Source organism: Mesorhizobium sp. WSM4311 (genome assembly GCF_002295115.1).
GTDB lineage: Bacteria > Pseudomonadota > Alphaproteobacteria > Rhizobiales > Rhizobiaceae > Mesorhizobium.
Genome location: NZ_NSFV01000002.1, coordinates 66,821 through 83,857 on the forward strand (window position 1 = coordinate 66,821; position 17,037 = coordinate 83,857).

General features: G+C 63.6%; 18 protein-coding genes. 12 read left to right on the forward strand and 6 right to left on the reverse strand.

All coding sequences use genetic code 11. The features are described 5' to 3' along the window. Positions 1–60: 60 nt before the first annotated feature. Entirely contained in the window at positions 61–1,164 is a 1,104-nt protein-coding gene (locus tag CK226_RS04125) for a calcium:proton antiporter (RefSeq protein WP_095791122.1), read from the forward strand. Between the two features lie 135 nt (positions 1,165–1,299). Here the strand turns inward: CK226_RS04125 and CK226_RS04130 are convergent, their stop codons facing one another. Then, on the reverse strand, positions 1,300–2,208 hold the full coding sequence (locus CK226_RS04130) for a LysR family transcriptional regulator (RefSeq protein ID WP_095791123.1): 909 nt from the start codon (positions 2,206–2,208) through the stop codon (positions 1,300–1,302). A gap of 77 nt (positions 2,209–2,285) precedes the next feature. Here CK226_RS04130 and CK226_RS04135 point away from each other — a divergent pair, with 77 nt between their 5' ends. Both CK226_RS04135 and CK226_RS04140 read left to right on the forward strand, forming a co-directional pair. Continuing rightward, positions 2,286–3,116 (forward strand): class I SAM-dependent methyltransferase, encoded by an 831-nt coding sequence (locus tag CK226_RS04135; protein ID WP_095791124.1) that lies wholly within the window; start codon positions 2,286–2,288, stop codon positions 3,114–3,116. A 12-nt stretch (positions 3,117–3,128) separates the two neighbouring features. Continuing rightward, positions 3,129–3,653, forward strand: coding sequence for a hypothetical protein (locus tag CK226_RS04140; RefSeq protein WP_095791125.1), 525 nt, complete (start codon positions 3,129–3,131; stop codon positions 3,651–3,653). A 52-nt stretch (positions 3,654–3,705) separates the two neighbouring features. Here CK226_RS04140 and CK226_RS04145 read toward each other — a convergent pair whose 3' ends face one another. Together CK226_RS04145 and CK226_RS04150 are read right to left on the reverse strand one after the other, a co-directional pair. Further along, positions 3,706–4,380, reverse strand: a complete 675-nt coding sequence (locus CK226_RS04145) for a TetR/AcrR family transcriptional regulator (protein ID WP_095791126.1) — start codon at positions 4,378–4,380, stop codon at positions 3,706–3,708. A 103-nt stretch (positions 4,381–4,483) separates the two neighbouring features. Further along, complete coding sequence (locus CK226_RS04150) at positions 4,484–5,428, reverse strand: nucleoside hydrolase (protein WP_095771329.1); 945 nt, start codon at positions 5,426–5,428, stop codon at positions 4,484–4,486. A 103-nt stretch (positions 5,429–5,531) separates the two neighbouring features. Here CK226_RS04150 and CK226_RS04155 point away from each other — a divergent pair, with 103 nt between their 5' ends. From CK226_RS04155 to CK226_RS04170, 4 genes are read left to right on the forward strand one after another with little or no spacing between them, the layout of a single operon-like run. Then, positions 5,532–6,545, forward strand: coding sequence for a 2OG-Fe(II) oxygenase family protein (locus CK226_RS04155; protein ID WP_095771328.1), 1,014 nt, complete (start codon positions 5,532–5,534; stop codon positions 6,543–6,545). 31 nt (positions 6,546–6,576) lie between these two features. Then, positions 6,577–7,434, forward strand: a complete 858-nt coding sequence (locus CK226_RS04160; protein ID WP_095791127.1) for an ABC transporter substrate-binding protein — start codon at positions 6,577–6,579, stop codon at positions 7,432–7,434. Between the two features lie 57 nt (positions 7,435–7,491). Next, a complete protein-coding gene (locus tag CK226_RS04165) occupies positions 7,492–8,433 on the forward strand; it encodes an amino acid ABC transporter permease (RefSeq protein ID WP_095791128.1) in 942 nt (313 codons plus the stop codon). Continuing rightward, complete coding sequence (locus CK226_RS04170; RefSeq protein ID WP_095771325.1) at positions 8,430–9,236, forward strand: amino acid ABC transporter ATP-binding protein; 807 nt, start codon at positions 8,430–8,432, stop codon at positions 9,234–9,236. Before CK226_RS04165 ends, CK226_RS04170 begins: the two co-directional genes overlap by 4 nt. A gap of 18 nt (positions 9,237–9,254) precedes the next feature. Here the strand turns inward: CK226_RS04170 and CK226_RS04175 are convergent, their stop codons facing one another. Further along, positions 9,255–10,163 carry a hydrogen peroxide-inducible genes activator gene (locus CK226_RS04175; RefSeq protein ID WP_019860002.1) on the reverse strand — a complete coding sequence of 303 codons (909 nt, stop codon included), beginning with the start codon at positions 10,161–10,163 and terminating at the stop codon, positions 9,255–9,257. Positions 10,164–10,313: 150 nt separating this feature from the next. Between CK226_RS04175 and katG the strand changes: the two genes are divergently transcribed. Continuing rightward, on the forward strand, positions 10,314–12,512 hold the full coding sequence (gene katG, locus CK226_RS04180) for a catalase/peroxidase HPI (protein ID WP_095791129.1): 2,199 nt from the start codon (positions 10,314–10,316) through the stop codon (positions 12,510–12,512). 70 nt (positions 12,513–12,582) lie between these two features. Here the strand turns inward: katG and CK226_RS04185 are convergent, their stop codons facing one another. Further along, positions 12,583–13,260, reverse strand: a complete 678-nt coding sequence (locus CK226_RS04185; protein ID WP_010914441.1) for an MIP family channel protein — start codon at positions 13,258–13,260, stop codon at positions 12,583–12,585. 302 nt (positions 13,261–13,562) lie between these two features. Between CK226_RS04185 and CK226_RS04190 the strand changes: the two genes are divergently transcribed. The 3 genes from CK226_RS04190 to CK226_RS04200 all read left to right on the forward strand — a co-directional run bounded on the left by CK226_RS04190 (position 13,563) and on the right by CK226_RS04200 (position 16,083). Next, a complete protein-coding gene (locus CK226_RS04190) occupies positions 13,563–14,852 on the forward strand; it encodes an RsmB/NOP family class I SAM-dependent RNA methyltransferase (protein WP_095786828.1) in 1,290 nt (429 codons plus the stop codon). A 128-nt stretch (positions 14,853–14,980) separates the two neighbouring features. Further along, positions 14,981–15,439 carry a PaaI family thioesterase gene (locus tag CK226_RS04195; RefSeq protein ID WP_023686843.1) on the forward strand — a complete coding sequence of 153 codons (459 nt, stop codon included), beginning with the start codon at positions 14,981–14,983 and terminating at the stop codon, positions 15,437–15,439. After that, positions 15,439–16,083, forward strand: coding sequence for a 5'-methylthioadenosine/S-adenosylhomocysteine nucleosidase (locus tag CK226_RS04200; RefSeq protein ID WP_095791130.1), 645 nt, complete (start codon positions 15,439–15,441; stop codon positions 16,081–16,083). Before CK226_RS04195 ends, CK226_RS04200 begins: the two co-directional genes overlap by 1 nt. Here the strand turns inward: CK226_RS04200 and CK226_RS04205 are convergent. Then, positions 16,071–16,466, reverse strand: a complete 396-nt coding sequence (locus CK226_RS04205; RefSeq protein ID WP_245437653.1) for a hypothetical protein — start codon at positions 16,464–16,466, stop codon at positions 16,071–16,073. The genes CK226_RS04200 and CK226_RS04205 overlap by 13 nt on opposite strands. 31 nt (positions 16,467–16,497) lie before the next feature. On the opposite strand from CK226_RS04205, the gene CK226_RS04210 reads away from it, so the two are divergent. Further along, positions 16,498–17,001, forward strand: a complete 504-nt coding sequence (locus CK226_RS04210; protein ID WP_095791131.1) for a MarR family transcriptional regulator — start codon at positions 16,498–16,500, stop codon at positions 16,999–17,001. Positions 17,002–17,037 lie beyond the last annotated feature (36 nt).

The window sequence follows — 17,037 nt, forward strand, 5'->3', positions numbered from 1 at the left end:
TGCTTCGATCTGTCGGTGCGCGAATGCAGCCACGGTTCGCAGAAGCACGCAGGGGCTTGGATGAGCGGTTTCGGACGATCGATGACTTCCTATGCGATGCCGCTGGCCGCCTTGGGGATGGCTGTCGCGGTCAGAGCGAGCGGGCTATCGGTGGACCAAGGTTCGCTGAACGCCAGGATCCTTGTCGGTGCGCTGTCGAGTGCGATCATGTTCGTCACCATTTTCGTGGTGCTCGACCACGCCGAGGCGGTGGCTCGGCGGGTAGGGGAACCGTACGGCACGCTGGTGCTGACCTTTGCCGTCACGGCAATCGAAGTATCGATCATCGTTTCCATGATGCTGCATGGTGAGAACAACCCGACGCTGGCACGGGAGTCCGTCTTCTCGACGGTGATGATCACATCCACCGGCGTTGTCGGCATGTGTCTCGCGCTTGGCGGCTGGCGTCATCGCAAGCAGGCCATTTTGCGGCAAGGGACCAGTGCCTATCTGGCGGTTCTGATCGCGCTGACCGTCATGACGCTTATTCTGCCGACCTACACCCGGGCCACGGATCCCGGCACGTTTTCGGCAGCCCAACTTGGTTTCGTCAGCGTCCTTTCAGTGCTGCTCTATGCAAGCTTCGTGTTCGCGCAGACCGTCCGGCACCGGGAAGACTTTATCCAGGGACAACCACACGACGTTTCGGTGCGCGCTGCCCCTCACGAGAACATCTCTGCCAGCGCTCTGGTGCTGATGGCCGGGCTGATCGGAATTGTCATGCTCGCCGAGCAGGTCGCGGCAAGCGTCGAAGATACGCTCGTTGCCTATCAGGTGAGTCAGGCTGACAGCATTGTGGGGGCAATGATCGCGGGGCTGGTGCTGATGCCGGAGGCCATTTCGGCGGTGCGCGCTTCACTCAACAACGAGCTGCAGCGCGGTTTGAATGTCGCGATGGGTTCGGCTTGCGCCACGATCGGCCTGACCATACCGGGAGTCGCAGCCGCCAGCCTGCTGACGGGGAGAGGACTGACCCTGGGGCTGCCGGCTGCTGATGCGGTCCTTTTGGTCTTGGCGCTTTTCATATGCAATGTAAGTTTCAGCACTGAAAGAACGACGTTCTTGACCGGAATGGTCCATCTTGTAGTATTTTTTACTTATGTATTTTTGATATTTGTACCATGAAATATTTTGTGCAGGTGAACGGGATGAGGCATTCGCTGATCAGGAAACCGTTGCCGACCGGGTTATCGAGAGAGCAGTCATCCGCTTCAACACCAAATTGCCGATGACGCCAAGAGGGCGGCACTCTTGATTGCCTCAGATCGCGGATTTGAGGTGATCGATGAAGGCGCGCAGCTTCGGCAGGATCTGGCGCTTGCCGGGGTGATAGAGGAAGACGCCAGGCGTCATCGCCGCGACGGTGTCCAGCACGGGCTCGAGTTTTCCCTGGGCAATCGGACCTTCGGCGACCGGTCGCGGCGTCTGCGCCAGACCGATCCCTCGCATGGCGGCCCCGAGCAATGTCGGATAGTCGTGGGCGATCAGCGGACCTGAGACCATCGCCTCGATCGCTTCGTTGCCGTCGGCGAACGTCCACGGCGCGATGGCGCCGTTGGAACGACGCAGGCGCAGGCAGGCATGCCGGCGCAAATCGTCGATACGCTCAGGGCGGCCATGGCGATCGAGATAGTCGGGACTGCCCACGACCACGAACGAGAAGGACGGCGTCAGCCGCACCGCCACCATGTCGGTGGCAATGAACTGCCCGAGGCGGATGCCGGCATCGAACCCGCCTGTCGCCAGATCGACCATCTCGTCGCTCGCGGCGATCTCCAGTTCGACTTCGGGATAGGCCTGGCAGAACGACGCGATCACCGGCTCCAGGATCAACGGCACGACGGCGCGCGGCACCGACAGGCGCAGCAGGCCGGTCGGCCGCTGGCCGACGTCACGCGCGGCCTCGCCCGCGGCGACGATCTCCTCGAAGCCGGGGCCGGCACGGTCGAGGAAGCGCTGACCGGCCTCGGTCAGGCCGACACTGCGTGTCGTGCGGACAAACAGCGCCGCGCCGATGCGGGCTTCCAGCGCGCGCACCGCCTGGCTTACGGCCGACGGCGTCACGCCGAGATCGGCGGCGGCGCGGCGGAAGTTGCGGTGTCTGGCGACAGCCAGGAACACCTCGACGCCCTCCAGCGCCCCGTGTCGGATTGTGTAGTTATGCTTCATGGGTCATTGTGATTACACCGGATAGTCGAACGATGGAAGCGGGTTTAGGTAAGAGCTTGAGACAGGAGCATCTTGCCATGACCGATGAACTTGATGGAGTGCGCGACCATTATCGCGCGACCGGCCTGACTGAACGGTTGAGGACGGTACTGGCTGAGTTCGGCCCGGAGCATCAGCTTCTCACGCCGCAGCAACTGGGCACCCTCGACCAGTTTCACACCCGTGGGCTTGCGGCCACCGCCGAGCTTGCCCAATTGGCTGACATCACCGCTGACATGTCGGTTCTGGACGTTGGCGCGGGCGTCGGCGGGCCGGCGCGCTTCCTGGCTGCGACTTATGGCTGCCAGGTTATCGGCGTTGACCTCAGCGAGCCTTTCGTGGATGCCGCGCGCTACCTGACCGAGCGCACCGGGCAGGGCGAGCGTCTGTCGTTCCAGACCGCCAACGCCCTGGAGCTTCCGTTCGATGATGGCCGTTTCGACATCGTGCTGCTGCAGCATGTGGCGATGAACATCTTCGACCGGGGGCGGCTCTATCGCGAGATTCGCCGCGTGCTGAAATCAGCCGGCAGGTTTGCCACCTTCGACGTCGTGTTGGGCGGCGGCCAGCCGCACTATCCGCTTCCCTGGGCGCGAACACCGGCGACGAGTTTCCTCATGACAATCGATGCGACGCGTGAGGCGATCGAGCCGGCCGGCTTCCGTATGCTGGCATGGCAAGACGACACCGAGGCCGCCAAGGCCTGGTTCGCACAGATGCGGGCGTCGGGTCCGCCGCCTTCGCCAAATCTCGGCGTGGTGATGGGGCCGGACTTCGCCGAGCTTGCAGCCAATTTGGGACGAAATCTCATGCAAGGCCGGCTCGGCATCCTGACCGCGGTGTTCGAGGCCGCGCCGGCCAACAGCTGACGGGAGACCACAATGTCGACGGAAATCCTTTTCCAGATCCAGCTCGTTCTCGGCTATGTCGCATGGCTGCTGTGCTTCGGTGCCTACATCTGGCCCTGGCTGAGCTCGATGGACGGGGTCGCGGCGCAACGCGCCATTGCCACCCTGCACAGTTTCCGTTTCTTCGGGCTCGTCTTCATCCTTCCGGGCGTCGTCAGCCCCGACCTGCCCGCCAGCTTCGCCACCGTTGCCGCCTATGGCGACTTCGCAACCGGGGTGTTGGCCATGCTGGCATTGTTTGCCGTAAGGATACGCCCGCTTTTCTGGCTATTCGTCGTTGCCTTCAATGGCGTCGGGACCATCGACCTCATCGTCGATTATTATCAAGCCATCCAGGCCGATCTTCCTGCCCATGCGGGATTGCTGGGTGCGACCTATGTGATCCCGGTCATCTACGTGCCGCTGCTGATGATCACGCACGTCGCCGCGTTCTATTTTCTGCTACGTCCCCATCAGAACGCGACTCGCGCCATTACCAACGAGGCGGCTGCTTCGTAGATATTCGGAGGTCCGCTGGACGCGCCGCAGCCCATTATCGCTGGCACGCCCTTTAGCGCCGTCCGCTCTGGATCACCGACGGCCGCGGCGCCGAGCCTGGCTCCTGCACCAGCGGTCCGAGCAAGACCTCTCCGAACAGCGGCTGGTAGCTCCTGCGCACTGCCGGATCCTCCTTGAAGGACAGCGCGTACTGGCCGATCTGGTGGAAGTAGGTGATGCGCGCCCGCACCAGGCTTTCGTCCTCGGGATAGCCCATGGCGCGGAAGGAGCGGATCAACAGCGCGATGCGCAGATCGTCCATGTCCTTGACCTCCCGCGCCAGCTTCTTCGACGTTCGCGACCAGTCGCGGACCGCCAGGTCAAGCAGCGGGCTGAACGGCGCTTCATCGACCCAGACATGCACGATGTCGGTGAAGAACTGCAGGCCGTCTATGTCGTGCCTGTCGCGCATGGCCCGGAACGGCGCGCAATTGGTGTTTCGCCATTCCTGCAGCAGGCCGTCGCGAAGATCGGCAAGGCTGGCGAAGTGGAAGTAGAAACTGCCGCGCGTCACCTTGAACTGGCGCGCCAGGCGATCGATCTTAACCTCGCCGATGCCGCGCTTCTCCAACACCTTGCGCGCGGCCGTGATCCAGGCCTCGCGGCTGAGCGTCTGCCGCGCCGCTTTCGCAGGCGGGGCGGCTTTGGACGGTCTCTTGCTTCTGGCCGGGGCGCTTTCGGCTTTCATCTGATCAAGACCTTCATCGCCATGCGCGACGCCTGCAAACCATTCGTCGGCTTCGATGCGCTTCGCGACTCATCAAGTGTCCATCTATCGCGGACGGCGCAACTCAGGGCAATGCGCTGATCCGCTCCAGCATCAACTCGAAGAACGGCGCCGGGTCGATGCGTCGCAGGACATTGCAGTTCTTGCGCCGGCCGGTGACATGCCACCAGTCGACCACGGTCATGCCGATCGTCTCCGGCGAGACGATGTCGACCGTCACCGCGCATTGGCGCTGCTCATAGATTTGCGGCGCCAGCAGATAGCCGGTGACGCAGGCATCATGGATGGGGCGCGCCGGCGTTTCGAATTTGTGCGTGCCGTACTGGCGGTAGAAGTCGGCCAGATTGGCGGCCTCGACCGCCGCGCGGCTGCCGGTTGCCCGCAGTCGGTCGAGCCATTCCGGCGTCATCAGCGCGGTGTAGGTGCAGTCTATGCCAGCCATGGTCACCGGCACGCCGCTGTCGAATACCTTATGCGCGGCATGCGGATCGACGAAGATGTTGAATTCCGCCGCCGGCGTGGCGTTGCCGCCCTGGAAGAAGCCGCCGCCCATCAGCACGACTTCGCGCAGCCGGGGCACGATCCTCGGCTCCATGGTCATGGCCATTGCGAGATTGGTCATTGGCCCCAGCGTGCAGACGGTCAACTCACCCTCCGGCGCGTCCATGATGGTGCGCACGAGATAATTCACCGCGTGTTCGCTCTGCAGAGGCGTCACCGGTTCGGGAAGATCGGCGCCGTCGAGGCCGGTTTCGCCGTGAACATATTCGGCAGTGATCAGCTTGCGCACCATCGGCGCCGGGCATCCGGCATGCACCGGCACATCGGCCCGCCCGGCAAGCTCCACCACCTTGAGCGCATTCTTCGACGTCAGGGCAAGCGGCACGTTGCCGCCGACCGTGGTGATGCCGACCACGTCGAGTTCGGCCGGCGACCCCAGCGCGAAGAGGATGGCGAAGGCGTCGTCCTGGCCCGGATCGGTGTCGATGATGATCTTGCGTGGTGCCATGTTTGAGCGCTCTTCCTTTTGCGATCGAAAGCCTATTGATGAGGCCGTTCGGATGTGTAGAAATACAGTACTGTATCTTATGTTCAAGACAGGGTGTTCGAAAATGGATGCACAAGAGCGCGGCGATTTTTCCGAAATTCCGATCCTCGACGTCTCGGCGCTCTATGGCGACGATGAGGGCGCCATCCGGGCAACGGCGGCGACGCTGCGCCGCTATCTCGAGACGATCGGCTTCCTCTATGTCACCGGGCATCCCATTCCGCGCGCCGATGTCGAAGCCGTGCGCGAAGCCAGCAAAAGCTTCTTTGCCTTGCCCGAAGAGGAAAAGGCGAAGCTGAAAATCGACAGGAATTTCCGCGGCTATCTGCCCTTTGCCGGCTCGACCATCGTGACCTCGTCGGTGGCAACCGTCAGCAAGCCCAACCAGAGCGAATCGATCTTCTTCATGCACGAGGTCGGCGCCGACGATCCAAGGGCCTTGGCCGAAAAGCCGCTCCAGGGCCCCAACCAATGGCCCGACGAAACGGCACTTGCCGGTTTCAGGGAGACGATAGAGCGTTATGTCGACGAGATGGGGACGCTCGCGCGCAAGATGGTTCGCGCCATCGCGCTCTCGCTCGGACTGCCCTCCGACAGCCTCGACCGCTATTTCGAGCAGCCGACGACCTTCCTGCGGCTGCTGCACTATCCGACGCAGCCCCACGAAGAAGGCCTCTTCGGCTCGGCGCCGCACACCGACTACGGCTTCATCACCTTGCTGGCGCAGGACAATGTCGGGGGCCTCGAGGTCAAGAACAAGGCCGGCGACTGGGTTCCGGCACCTCCCGTTCCAGATTCCTTCGTGATGAATGTCGGCGACATACTGGCGCGCTGGTCGAACGACCAGTTCGTCTCGACGCCGCACCGGGTCATCAACCGGTCGGGGCGCGAGCGCTATTCGCAGCCCTTTTTCTTCGATCCGTCCATGGACGAGACGATCGAGGCGCTGTCGGTCTGCGTGCCGGCCGGTACGCAGCCGAAATACGGGCCGGTGCTCTACGGCGACTATCTGATGGAGCGCATCGACAAGAACTACCACTATCGCAAGAAGAAGGCGGCGGAAGCCGCCGGCGCATAACGGCAAACAAGCAAAAGAAAGGGGAACAGCAATGAATGCATATCTGCGAATGACCGGCCTTGCGCTGGCGATATCCACCATGGCCTGGGGCGAGGTTTCCCAGGCCGCCGAGGTTGCGAAATCCACCGACGTCAAGCAGAGCGGAACGCTCGCCGTCGCCAACACGCTGGACTATGCGCCGTTCGAATATCTCGATGCCGACGGCAAGCAGACCGGCATCATCATCGAACTGGCCGGCGAGGTGGCCAAGCTCGTCGACGCCAAGCTCGACGTGCAGCGCACGCCCTTTCCCTCGATGATCCCTGGCCTTGCGGCCGGCCGCTTCAAGATCGCCTGGGAGACGTTCTCGGCGACGCCCGAGCGGCTGAAGCAGGTCGATTTCGTCATGTTCCTCAAGGCCGGGCTCGCGGTCTCGACATCGCCCGACAAGAAGGCGAGCTTCAGCGGCGACACCCCGCTCTGCGGCAAGCGCGTCGGCGTCTCGGCCGGCAGCGCCTCGGACTTCCTTGTCGACAAGCTGAGCAAGGAGTGTACCGACAAGGGCCAGGCGGCCATCGCGAAGTCGGTCTTCAACTCCTCGACCGATATCGTCCAGGCCGTGCTGTCGGATCGCGTCGACGCCCGCATGGACGATGCCACCGCTTCGAGCTATTTCGAGGTGACGAGCAAGGGCCAGCTGCTGGTGCTGCCGACGCTTTACGAGGTCGCGCCGCTCGGCATGGCGATTGCCAAGGACGACAAGGAGACCGCCGACATGATGGTGGGCGCGCTTGCCGAACTGTTCAAGAACGGCACCTACAAGGCTATCCTCAACAGATACGGCATGGGCGCCTACGCGATCAAGGAACCCTATTTCGTCGGCACCATGGACGCGCTTCGCGCCGAATAGGAATTGCCCGGCGCCTGATCCTAAGTCAGGCGCCGGCCAGCAACCAGGAGACCATTGATGGGCGTGGCCCACCCGACCGAGATTGGCGTCGAGCCCGGCCTTGCCGCCGCCGTGTCACGATTGACCGTCGTGCCGCAGCGCCGCTACGGCATCTGGATCGGCACCGCGTTCGCCTTGCTGCTGGCCTTCCTGATCGTCCGCGCTTTTGCCAGCAACCCAGCCTTCGCCTGGGGCACGGCCGCCGGCTACCTGTTCCATCCCTCGATCATGCGCGGCCTTGGCAACACGCTGGTGCTCACCGTCATCATCATGGCGCTGGCGATCGTGGTCGGCACCGTCATCGCCATCATGCGGGTGTCGCCAAGTCCGGTGCTGCGCGCCTTCGCGGGGGTCTATGTCTGGTTCTTCCGGGGTGTCCCGGCGCTGATCCAGCTGATCTTCTGGTTCAACCTGTCGCTGCTGGTGCGCGAAATCTCGCTCACTCTGCCCTTTCTGGGCACGCCGTTTTCTGTGCGCACCAATGATTTCATGACCCCGTTCTTCTCCGCGGTCGTCGCGCTTTCGCTGTGCGAGGCCGGCTACATGGCCGAAATCATCCGCGCCGGCATAAAGTCCGTGCCGTCGGGCCAGGCGGAAGCGGCGAGTGCGCTCGGCATGCCCTACCGCATGATCCTGAAGCGCATCACCCTGCCGCAAGCCATGCGCTTCGTGCTGCCGCCGACCGGCAACGAGGCGATCAACCTCCTGAAGATGACGTCGCTGGTGACCTTCATTGCGGTCGACGACCTGTTCTACACCGCGCAAAGCATCTATGCCCGCACCTTCGAGACCATCCCGCTCTTGATCGTGGTCGCCTTCTGGTACCTCGCCGTGGTCAGCATCCTGTCGGTTGGGCAGCATTTCCTGGAGCGCCATTTCGGCCGTAGCGACACGCGCCGTGAACCTCTGACGATGCGCGCCTTGCGCAATGTGATCAGCCTGCGCGGCATTGCCCGATGAGCGATGTGAAGTCCGATAATCGCGCCCGCTTCGGCGTGCCGGCCGATTCCATGGTGTTCGCGCGCGGCGTGCGCAAAACCTATGGCTCGCTCGAGGTCCTCAAGGGTGTCGACTTCGACGTGCCCGAGGGCTCGGTGGCCTGCATCATCGGCCCGTCGGGATCCGGGAAGAGCACGTTCCTGCGTTGCATCAACCATCTGGAAAAACTGAGTGGCGGCATCCTGTTGGTGGACAGCCAGTTCGTCGGCTACGACCTCCAGGGCGACAGGCTCTACGAGGTCAAGGACGATCTCCTGTGCCAACGCCGGGCTGAGATCGGCATGCTGTTCCAGTCGTTCAATCTGTTCTCGCACATGACGGTGATGGAGAACCTGATCGAAGCGCCGACGCAGGTGCGGCGCGTCCCGGTCGACCAGGCCAAGGCCGAAGCGGAAGTCCTGCTAAGGCGCGTCGGCCTTGCCGACAAGGTCGACCGCTATCCGCGCGAACTGTCCGGCGGCCAGCAGCAGCGTGTTGCGATCGCGCGCGCCATGGCGATGAAGCCGAAGGTGCTGCTGTTCGACGAGCCGACATCGGCACTCGACCCGGAACTGGTCGGCGAGGTGCTGCAGGTGATGCGCGATCTGGCCGAGAGCGGCATGACGATGGTCGTCGTCACTCACGAGATCGGCTTTGCCCGCGAGATCGGTGATCAGCTCGTCTTCATGGATGGCGGTGTGATCGTCGAACGCGGTGCGCCGCGCGAGATGATCGCCGACCCGAAATCGCCGCGCACCCGCGAGTTTCTGTCCCGCGTTCTCTGACGTCCGGTTGATCATTTGTCACGCGGCCAACACCGCCGCGCCGAGGCTGCGGATGATCTTGGCCAGTTCGACGCATTCTCCATGCCTTGCATTGTTGCGCCGCCAGGCGAGGCAGATCATGCGCTGCGGCATCGGTTCCTGGAACGGCACGATCTTGAGGTCAGGGATGGTGCCGGCGGGGCCGGTCGCCATTTCGGGGATCAGCGTGACGCCGAGCCCGTGCGCCACCATCTGCAACAGCGTGGTCAGGCTGGTGGCGCCGTAGCTGGCCATCGCCACCGGCCGCACATTGCCGCAGACCGCCAGCGCCTGTTCGCGCAGGCAATGGCCCTCTTCCAGCAGCATCAGCCTTTCCAGCGCCGGGCTTTCGGGCGGAACCGGCGGCGAGGCGAAGGCCGGGTCGCCCGCCGGGACGGCAAGGAAGAACCGGTCGGAAAACAGCGCCTCGGTGATCAGGCCCGGATGATCGAGTGGAAGCGCCGCGATGAAGGCGTCGAGCTTGCGCGATGCGATGTCGTCGACCAGCGTGGCGGTGACCGCCTCGCGCAATTCGAGCAGCAGGGCCGGAAAATGCTTTTTCAGTTCGGGCAAAGCGCGCGGAAGGAGATAGGGCGCGACCGTCGGGATGATGCCCAGCCGGAAGCGTCCCTCCATGGCGGTGCGGCCGCGCCTTGCCGTCGTCTCGACGTCGCGTATGTCGGCCAGGATGCGTTCGATGCGCGGCAAAAGCGCGATCGCTTCGTCGGTCATGCGCACCGACTTGCCGCCGCGTTCGAACAGCCGGCAGTTCAGCCTCTGTTCCATCTCCGCGATCTGCGAGGACAGCGCCGGCTGGCTGACGCCGGCCAGTTTTGCCGCGCGTCCGAAATGTAGCGTCTGCGCCAGCGCGTCGAAATAATGCATCTGGCGAACTGTCAATCCGATCATAAGAAAATCCTATCGAAAGGAACAGGAAAGGCAATTTGTTTTTATCGCCAATGCGGCCTAGTCTGGAATCATTCCAAGATGGTGCGGCCGACGAGCCGCCCCCCAAAATCCTGGCAAAGATCAAAACTCGGCAAAAATCGGAGACTGAAGATGGACGCGAACACCGATGACAAAAGCGCGGGCAAATGCCCGGTTGCGCACGGAGCCGTTGGCAGGACCAACCGTGACTGGTGGCCGAACCAGCTGAACGTCCAGATCCTGCATCAGCAGTCGTCGCTGTCCGACCCGATGGGTGAGGCGTTCGACTATGCCGAGGAATTCAAAAGCCTCGACCTCGACGCCGTCATCAAGGATCTGCATGCACTGATGACGGATTCGCAGGAATGGTGGCCGGCCGATTTCGGCCACTATGGGCCGCTGTTCATCCGCATGGCGTGGCACAGCGCCGGCACCTACCGCATCGCCGATGGCCGCGGCGGCGCCGGGGCCGGACAGCAGCGTTTCGCGCCGCTCAACAGCTGGCCTGACAACGTCAACCTCGACAAGGCCCGCCGGCTCTTGTGGCCGATCAAGCAGAAATATGGCCGCAAGATTTCCTGGGCCGATCTGCTGATCCTCACCGGCAACGTCGCGCTGGAATCGATGGGTTTCAAGACATTCGGTTTCGCCGGTGGCCGCGCCGATGTCTGGGAGCCAGAGCAGGACGTCTACTGGGGCCCCGAAGGCAAGTGGCTGGCCGACGAGCGCTACAGCGGCGACCGCGATCTGCAGAACCCGCTCGGCGCCGTGCAGATGGGGCTGATCTACGTGAATCCGGAAGGGCCGAACGGCAATCCGGATCCGCTGGCCGCGGCACGCGACATCAGGGACACCTTTGCGCGCATGGCGATGAACGATGAGGAAACCGTGGCCCTCATCGCCGGCGGCCATACGTTCGGCAAGACCCACGGTGCGGGCGATGCGAGCCTGGTGGGTGTCGAGCCGGAAGGTGCTGATATCGAGCAGCAGGGCCTCGGCTGGGCGAGCAAATTCGGCACCGGCAAGGGCGGTGACTCCATCGGCAGTGGTCTGGAAGTCATCTGGACGACGACGCCGACCAAATGGAGCAGCAACTTCTTCGACAATCTGTTCGGCTTCGACTGGGAGCTGACCAAAAGCCCGGCGGGCGCGCATCAGTGGACGCCGAAGGGCGGTGCCGGCGCCGGCACGGTGCCGGACGCGCACAATTCGGCCAAGCGCCACGCACCCTCCATGCTGACCACCGACCTCGCGTTGCGTTTCGATCCCTCCTACGCAACGATCTCGAAGCGCTTCCACGAGAATCCGGATCAGTTCGCCGACGCCTTCGCCCGCGCCTGGTACAAGCTCACCCACCGCGATATGGGCCCGGTCGCCCGTTATCTCGGCCCGTTGGTTCCGAAGGAAGAGCTGCCCTGGCAGGACATCATCCCGGCGGTCGATCATGTGCTGATCGACGAGCAGGATGCCGAAGCGCTCAAGGCGAAGATCCTGGCTTCGGGCCTGTCGGTGTCGCAGCTGGTCTCGACGGCGTGGGCGTCGGCCTCGACCTTCCGTGGTTCCGACAAGCGCGGCGGCGCCAATGGCGCGCGCATTCGCCTCAGCCCCCAGAAGGACTGGGCCGTCAACCAGCCAGCCGAACTCGCCAAGGTGCTCGACAAGCTCCAGACGATCGCCAAGGACTTCAACGCCGCGCAGACCGGCAGCAAGAAAGTCTCGCTTGCCGACCTGATCGTTCTCGGCGGCAACGCAGCGATCGAGAAGGCCGCGAAGGCCGCCGGCCACAGCGTCGACGTTCCCTTCTGGCCCGGCCGCATGGACGCCTCGCAGGAGCAGACCGACATCCACTCCTTTGCGCCGCTGGAGCCGATTGTCGACGGCTTCCGCAACTATGTAAGCGGCAAGCAGCGGCTGACCGTCGAGGAAGCGCTGGTCGACCGGGCGCAACTGCTGACGCTGACCGCGCCAGAAATGACGGTCCTCGTCGGCGGCCTGCGTGTTCTCGGCGCCAATGCCGGGCAGTCGAAGCACGGCGTGTTCACCAAACAGCCGGAAACGCTGAGCAACGACTTCTTCGTCAACCTGCTCGACATGGGCACGGAGTGGAAGGCGACATCGGACGCCAAGGACGTGTTCGAAGGCCGCGACCGCAAGACCGGTGAAGTGAAGTGGACTGGCACTCGTGCCGACCTGATCTTCGGCTCGCACTCGCAGCTGCGCGCGCTCGCCGAAGTCTATGCGACGGCGGACGCCAAGGCGAAGTTCGCGAAGGACTTCGTCGTGGCCTGGACCAAGGTGATGAACGCCGACCGCTTCGACATCGCCGGCTGATCCAGACAAGCTCTATCCAACAAAAAAGGCGCGGGCCGTGGCCCGCGCCTTTTGCATCCGGCTTTCGGGATCAATCCTTCTCGAAGATGCGTGCCTTGGCGACGACACCGGCGATGGCGCCGCCGATCAGCGGGGCGACGATGAACAGCCAGAGCTGGCTGAGCGCCGCACCGCCGGTGAACAGCGCCGGGCCGATGGAGCGGGCCGGATTGACCGAGGTGCCGGTGACCGGGATCATGGCGAAGTGAATGCCCGCCAGCGTCAGGCCGATGACCAGACCGGCAAAAGCCGTCGAGTGCTTTTCAGCGGTAACGCCGAGGATCACCGTGACGAAGGTGAAGGTGCCGATCAGCTCCCACAGGAACGCCGAGCTCATGCCCCATTTCGTCTCGTCCCAGCCATTGGCGCCGAAGCCGCCTGTGTGGCCGCCGGCCTGGCCGGAAACGATGATCCACAGTGCCAGCGAAGCCAGGATGGCGCCGATGATCTGCGCGATCCAGTAGGGGATGACGTCCTTGGCCGGCAGCCGGCCGGCGAGGAAGACGCCGAGCGTCACCGCCGGATTGAGATGCGCGCCCGAAATCGGGCCGATCGCATAGGCCGCGGCGATGAGACCGATGCCGAATGCCAGACCGATGCCTTCCTGGCCGAGCGGCAGCGCGCCGCCGAAGCCGCCCGTCACCACCGACGCCGTGCCGATGAACACCAACAGAAATGTGCCTAGAACTTCCGCCAGATAAGTTTTCATTGCCCTCTCCTCGTAGCGATCCGCCGGTTCGCGTTTTCCGCGCCGCGAATCATGGTGTGAAGAGTATTCCCAACGGAAAAACTTGGAAAGCAGAGCAGTTGCGCCACCTGCCGTGCTTGCAGTCGCCAGTTGCGAACATTAGAGACCTTGCATCTATTGATCGATCTGCTGTTGCCGGCCCGCAATATTTATCGATCGGACAGATTTCAGGCGGCCACTTCGTCGCGTGGCGGAGCGGGGTTCAATCCGAACGCGAAAGGCTCTAAGAGCAGGCGATAAATCTCGATTTGATGGAATGATCAATGCGACTGGGCGGACGGCTGGCTGCGGCCATCGAAGTGCTGGAGGACATTGGCCGGCGTCACCGGCCGGTGGCTGATGCGCTGAAGGATTGGGGCCTGTCACACCGCTTCGCCGGTGGCGGTGATCGCGCGGCGATCGGCAACATCGTCTACGACGCGCTACGCCACAAACGTTCCGCCGGCTGGCTGCTCGGCGAAGACACGCCGCGCGCAGTCGGCTTCGGCGCGTTGCTTCTCGAATGGGGCCAGACGGCGCAGTCGCTCAACGACGCGCTCGACGGCGACAAGTTCGCGCCGCCGCTGCTCAGTGCCACCGAGCTGCAGACGATTGCCGGTCGCCGGCTTGCCGACGCGCCGCCCGCGGTGCGTGCCGACATACCAGATTGGTGTGAACCGCTTTTCGAACGGGCTTTTGGCGAGGCGTGGGTCGGGGAGGGCGCGGCGCTGGCGACCCGCCCGCCGCTCGACATAAGGGTCAACACGCTGCAGGCCGATCGCGCCAGGGTGCTCAAGGAACTGGCCGATACAGGGGCGCAGGCCGCGCGGATCGCACCGCTCGGCATCCGCATTCCGCCCATCGACGGCGACGGCAGGCACCCGAACGTGCAGGCCGAGCCCGCCTTCCAGAAAGGCTGGTTCGAGGTCCAGGACGAGGGCTCGCAAATAGCGGCAACACTTGCCGGCGCCGAGGCCGGCATGCAGGTGCTCGACTTCTGTGCCGGCGCCGGCGGCAAGACATTGGCGCTGTCGGCTGCGATGGACAATCGCGGCCAGATCTTTGCCCATGATGCCGAAAAAGCGCGCCTTGCGCCAATCTTCGACCGCATCCGCCGCTCGGAAAACCGCAACGTGCAGGTCGTCACCAAGCCGGCCGAACTCGCTCCGCTCTCCAACCACATGGACATCGTGCTGGTCGACGCGCCTTGCACCGGCAGCGGCACCTGGCGGCGCCGTCCCGATGCCAAATGGCGCCTGACGCAAAGGCAGCTCGATGCCCGCAAGGGCGAGCAGTCGGCAATCCTCGATGCCGCACGAGCCTATGTCAAACCCGGCGGCCTGCTGGTCTACATCACCTGCTCGGTATTCTCCGAGGAGAATGGCGAGCAGATCGCCGCGTTCCGCGAGCGCAACAGCCGTTTTGTTCCGATTGACCACCGCGCACTTTGGGAGAGCCATTTCCCCGGCCACGAGGCGGCCGCGCGGATCGGTTCCGCCGGCGAGATCTCACTGTCGCCGTTGCTGAGCGGCACGGACGGGTTTTATTTCTGCGCGCTGCGCCGGACCAACTGAGCCAGCCGGATCCCCGGCCACTCAACCCATGACGGCCGACGGGACGAATTGTTGCAGTGCAGCAATTGAGATTGCCTGCTGCCCATCCCTCTGCAATAAGCTTTGCCAGACAAACGAAGGCAATTGCGATGGCAGCAAAGATCGTACCGGCCCCGGACTATGAGGATCGCGTCAGGGCGTCCTTCGCGCGCCAGCAGGCGATGGCGACGATCGGCGCCGAACTGACGCTGGTGACGCCAGGCATCATCGAGATCGAGATGCCTTATTCGGCGGCGCTCACCCAGCAGCATGGTTTCCTGCATGCCGGGGTGATTTCGACGGCACTCGACTCGGCCTGCGGCTATGCTGCCTTCTCGCTGATGCCGGAAAACTCCGGCGTGCTGACCATAGAGTTCAAGGTCAATCTTCTGGCGCCGGGCAGGGGCGAACGCTTCCTGTTCCGCGGCTCGGTAACCAAACCCGGCCGCACCATCATCGTCGCCGACGGCCAGGCTTATGCCTTCGCCGCCGACGGCGAGGCCAAGCTGATCGCCACCATGACCGGAACGATGATGACGGTGGTTGGGCGTGACGGGATTGCTGGGTGATGGCCAACGTTACGAGAATTGGCGGCAAGGACGTCCTCTTCGTCATGGCGGCGCTGGCCGAATATGGCCCGCATCTGCAAAAACTGTTCACACCGCTGATGACGGGCGTCGGTCCGGTCGAGGCAGCTGTCACGCTGGGCGCGGAACTGTCCTGGCTGAAGTCGCAGCAGGCGTTGCCGGACCTTGTCGTCTCGCTCGGCTCAGCCGGCAGCCGGACGCTGGAGCAGGCGGAAATCTATCAGGCCGTCTCCGTCAGCTATCGCGACATCGACGCCTCGCCCTTGGGCTTCGAAAAGGGGGCGACCCCTTTTCTCGATCTGCCGGTCACCGTGCCGCTGCCGTATCGTATTCCTGAAATCAGGCAAGCCACGCTGTCGACCGGCGGCGCCATCATCACCGGCGCTGCCTATGATGCAATCGCGGCCGACATGGTCGACATGGAGACCTTCGCCTGCCTGCGCGCCTGCCAGTTGTTCGACATCCCGCTGATCGGCCTGCGTGGCATTTCCGACGGTGCGGCCGAACTGAAACATGTCGACAACTGGACGGACTATCTGCACGTCATCGATGAGAAGCTGGCCGGGGCGGTCGAACTGCTGGGGCAAGCGATCGCCTCCGGCGCGGTCGAGCTTCAGGCTGGCTGACGCGGCAGGTTCCTGGCGTTGCCGAACAGCACACCGATCATTCGGAAACGGATGGCGCTGTCGTTGTTGATGTAGGTAAGCGATCCCGGCTCATGGTCGAGGGTCCAGCGTCCAGCCGTGCCGTTGTCCCATTCACTGGCGTAGCCGCCATCCATCATCCGCCAGCGCCCGCTGCGCGTCTCGCCGTCTTCGAGCAGCATATGCGCGGCGCCGTCGTTCTCGAAGTAGACGTAGGCTTCCTTGCCGTTTCGCTCCAGCACATGAGTCGTGCCAGGAATGAGGATCGCAAGACTTTCCTTTTGCAGTGCCGTCATGATTTTCTCCTGGTTGAATTCGACGATTGCCTCGACCGGCGTCGCCACATAGAGTGGGCTTGTAGTCAAGGTACTTGACTACTTAAAGGGATATTGAAAATTGGTCAAGCATCTTGACGAAAAAACCGATGCGCTGCCTGACCATGTCGGCTGGCGGCTGTGGCAAGCAAGCCGGGCCTGGCAGACCGAATTCGCCGCCGCGATGCGGGCCGCCGGTCACGGCTGGTTCACCGAAGCGCGCGCCGGACTGCTTGGACACATCACCAGGGGTGGCATGCGCCAGTCGGCGCTGATCGAACGCTCGGCAATCTCCAAGCAGGCGATCCAGCAGTTGCTCGACGGGCTCGAGGCCGACGGCATCGTCGAGCGCTTGCCCGATCCGCAAGATGGCCGCGGCAAGCTGGTGCGCTATACGCGCAAGGGGCTGGATGCCTTGCGCGACGGCGATCGCGTCAAGATCGAGATTGAACGGCGCTATATCGGTCGCCTTGGCGCAGAGCGGTTCACGGCGCTGATGGGCGCTTTGCGGGCGCTTGCGGCCGGACAGCCCGCGGCAAGAGATGACAAGGCCGGCGCGGAAGATCAAATCGTGGAATCGAACTGACCGGCGCGGCCTCGCAACCCATTGCGTCGACTCATT

What these genes read in the sequence shown, in the direction of transcription:
- CK226_RS04150 (WP_095771329.1), bottom strand. Translation starts at nt 5,428, where the DNA reads ATGGCACCACGCAAGATCATCATCGACACCGATCCGGGCCAGGACGAC.
- CK226_RS04195 (WP_023686843.1), top strand. Translation starts at nt 14,981, where the DNA reads ATGGCAGCAAAGATCGTACCGGCCCCGGACTATGAGGATCGCGTCAGG.
- CK226_RS04200 (WP_095791130.1), top strand. Translation starts at nt 15,439, where the DNA reads ATGGCCAACGTTACGAGAATTGGCGGCAAGGACGTCCTCTTCGTCATG.
- CK226_RS04170 (WP_095771325.1), top strand. Translation starts at nt 8,430, where the DNA reads ATGAGCGATGTGAAGTCCGATAATCGCGCCCGCTTCGGCGTGCCGGCC.
- CK226_RS04155 (WP_095771328.1), top strand. Translation starts at nt 5,532, where the DNA reads ATGGATGCACAAGAGCGCGGCGATTTTTCCGAAATTCCGATCCTCGAC.
- CK226_RS04135 (WP_095791124.1), top strand. Translation starts at nt 2,286, where the DNA reads ATGACCGATGAACTTGATGGAGTGCGCGACCATTATCGCGCGACCGGC.
- CK226_RS04140 (WP_095791125.1), top strand. Translation starts at nt 3,129, where the DNA reads ATGTCGACGGAAATCCTTTTCCAGATCCAGCTCGTTCTCGGCTATGTC.
- CK226_RS04190 (WP_095786828.1), top strand. Translation starts at nt 13,563, where the DNA reads ATGCGACTGGGCGGACGGCTGGCTGCGGCCATCGAAGTGCTGGAGGAC.
- CK226_RS04185 (WP_010914441.1), bottom strand. Translation starts at nt 13,260, where the DNA reads ATGAAAACTTATCTGGCGGAAGTTCTAGGCACATTTCTGTTGGTGTTC.
- CK226_RS04145 (WP_095791126.1), bottom strand. Translation starts at nt 4,380, where the DNA reads ATGAAAGCCGAAAGCGCCCCGGCCAGAAGCAAGAGACCGTCCAAAGCC.
- katG (WP_095791129.1), top strand. Translation starts at nt 10,314, where the DNA reads ATGGACGCGAACACCGATGACAAAAGCGCGGGCAAATGCCCGGTTGCG.
- CK226_RS04175 (WP_019860002.1), bottom strand. Translation starts at nt 10,163, where the DNA reads ATGATCGGATTGACAGTTCGCCAGATGCATTATTTCGACGCGCTGGCG.
- CK226_RS04125 (WP_095791122.1), top strand. Translation starts at nt 61, where the DNA reads ATGAGCGGTTTCGGACGATCGATGACTTCCTATGCGATGCCGCTGGCC.
- CK226_RS04130 (WP_095791123.1), bottom strand. Translation starts at nt 2,208, where the DNA reads ATGAAGCATAACTACACAATCCGACACGGGGCGCTGGAGGGCGTCGAG.
- CK226_RS04160 (WP_095791127.1), top strand. Translation starts at nt 6,577, where the DNA reads ATGAATGCATATCTGCGAATGACCGGCCTTGCGCTGGCGATATCCACC.
- CK226_RS04165 (WP_095791128.1), top strand. Translation starts at nt 7,492, where the DNA reads ATGGGCGTGGCCCACCCGACCGAGATTGGCGTCGAGCCCGGCCTTGCC.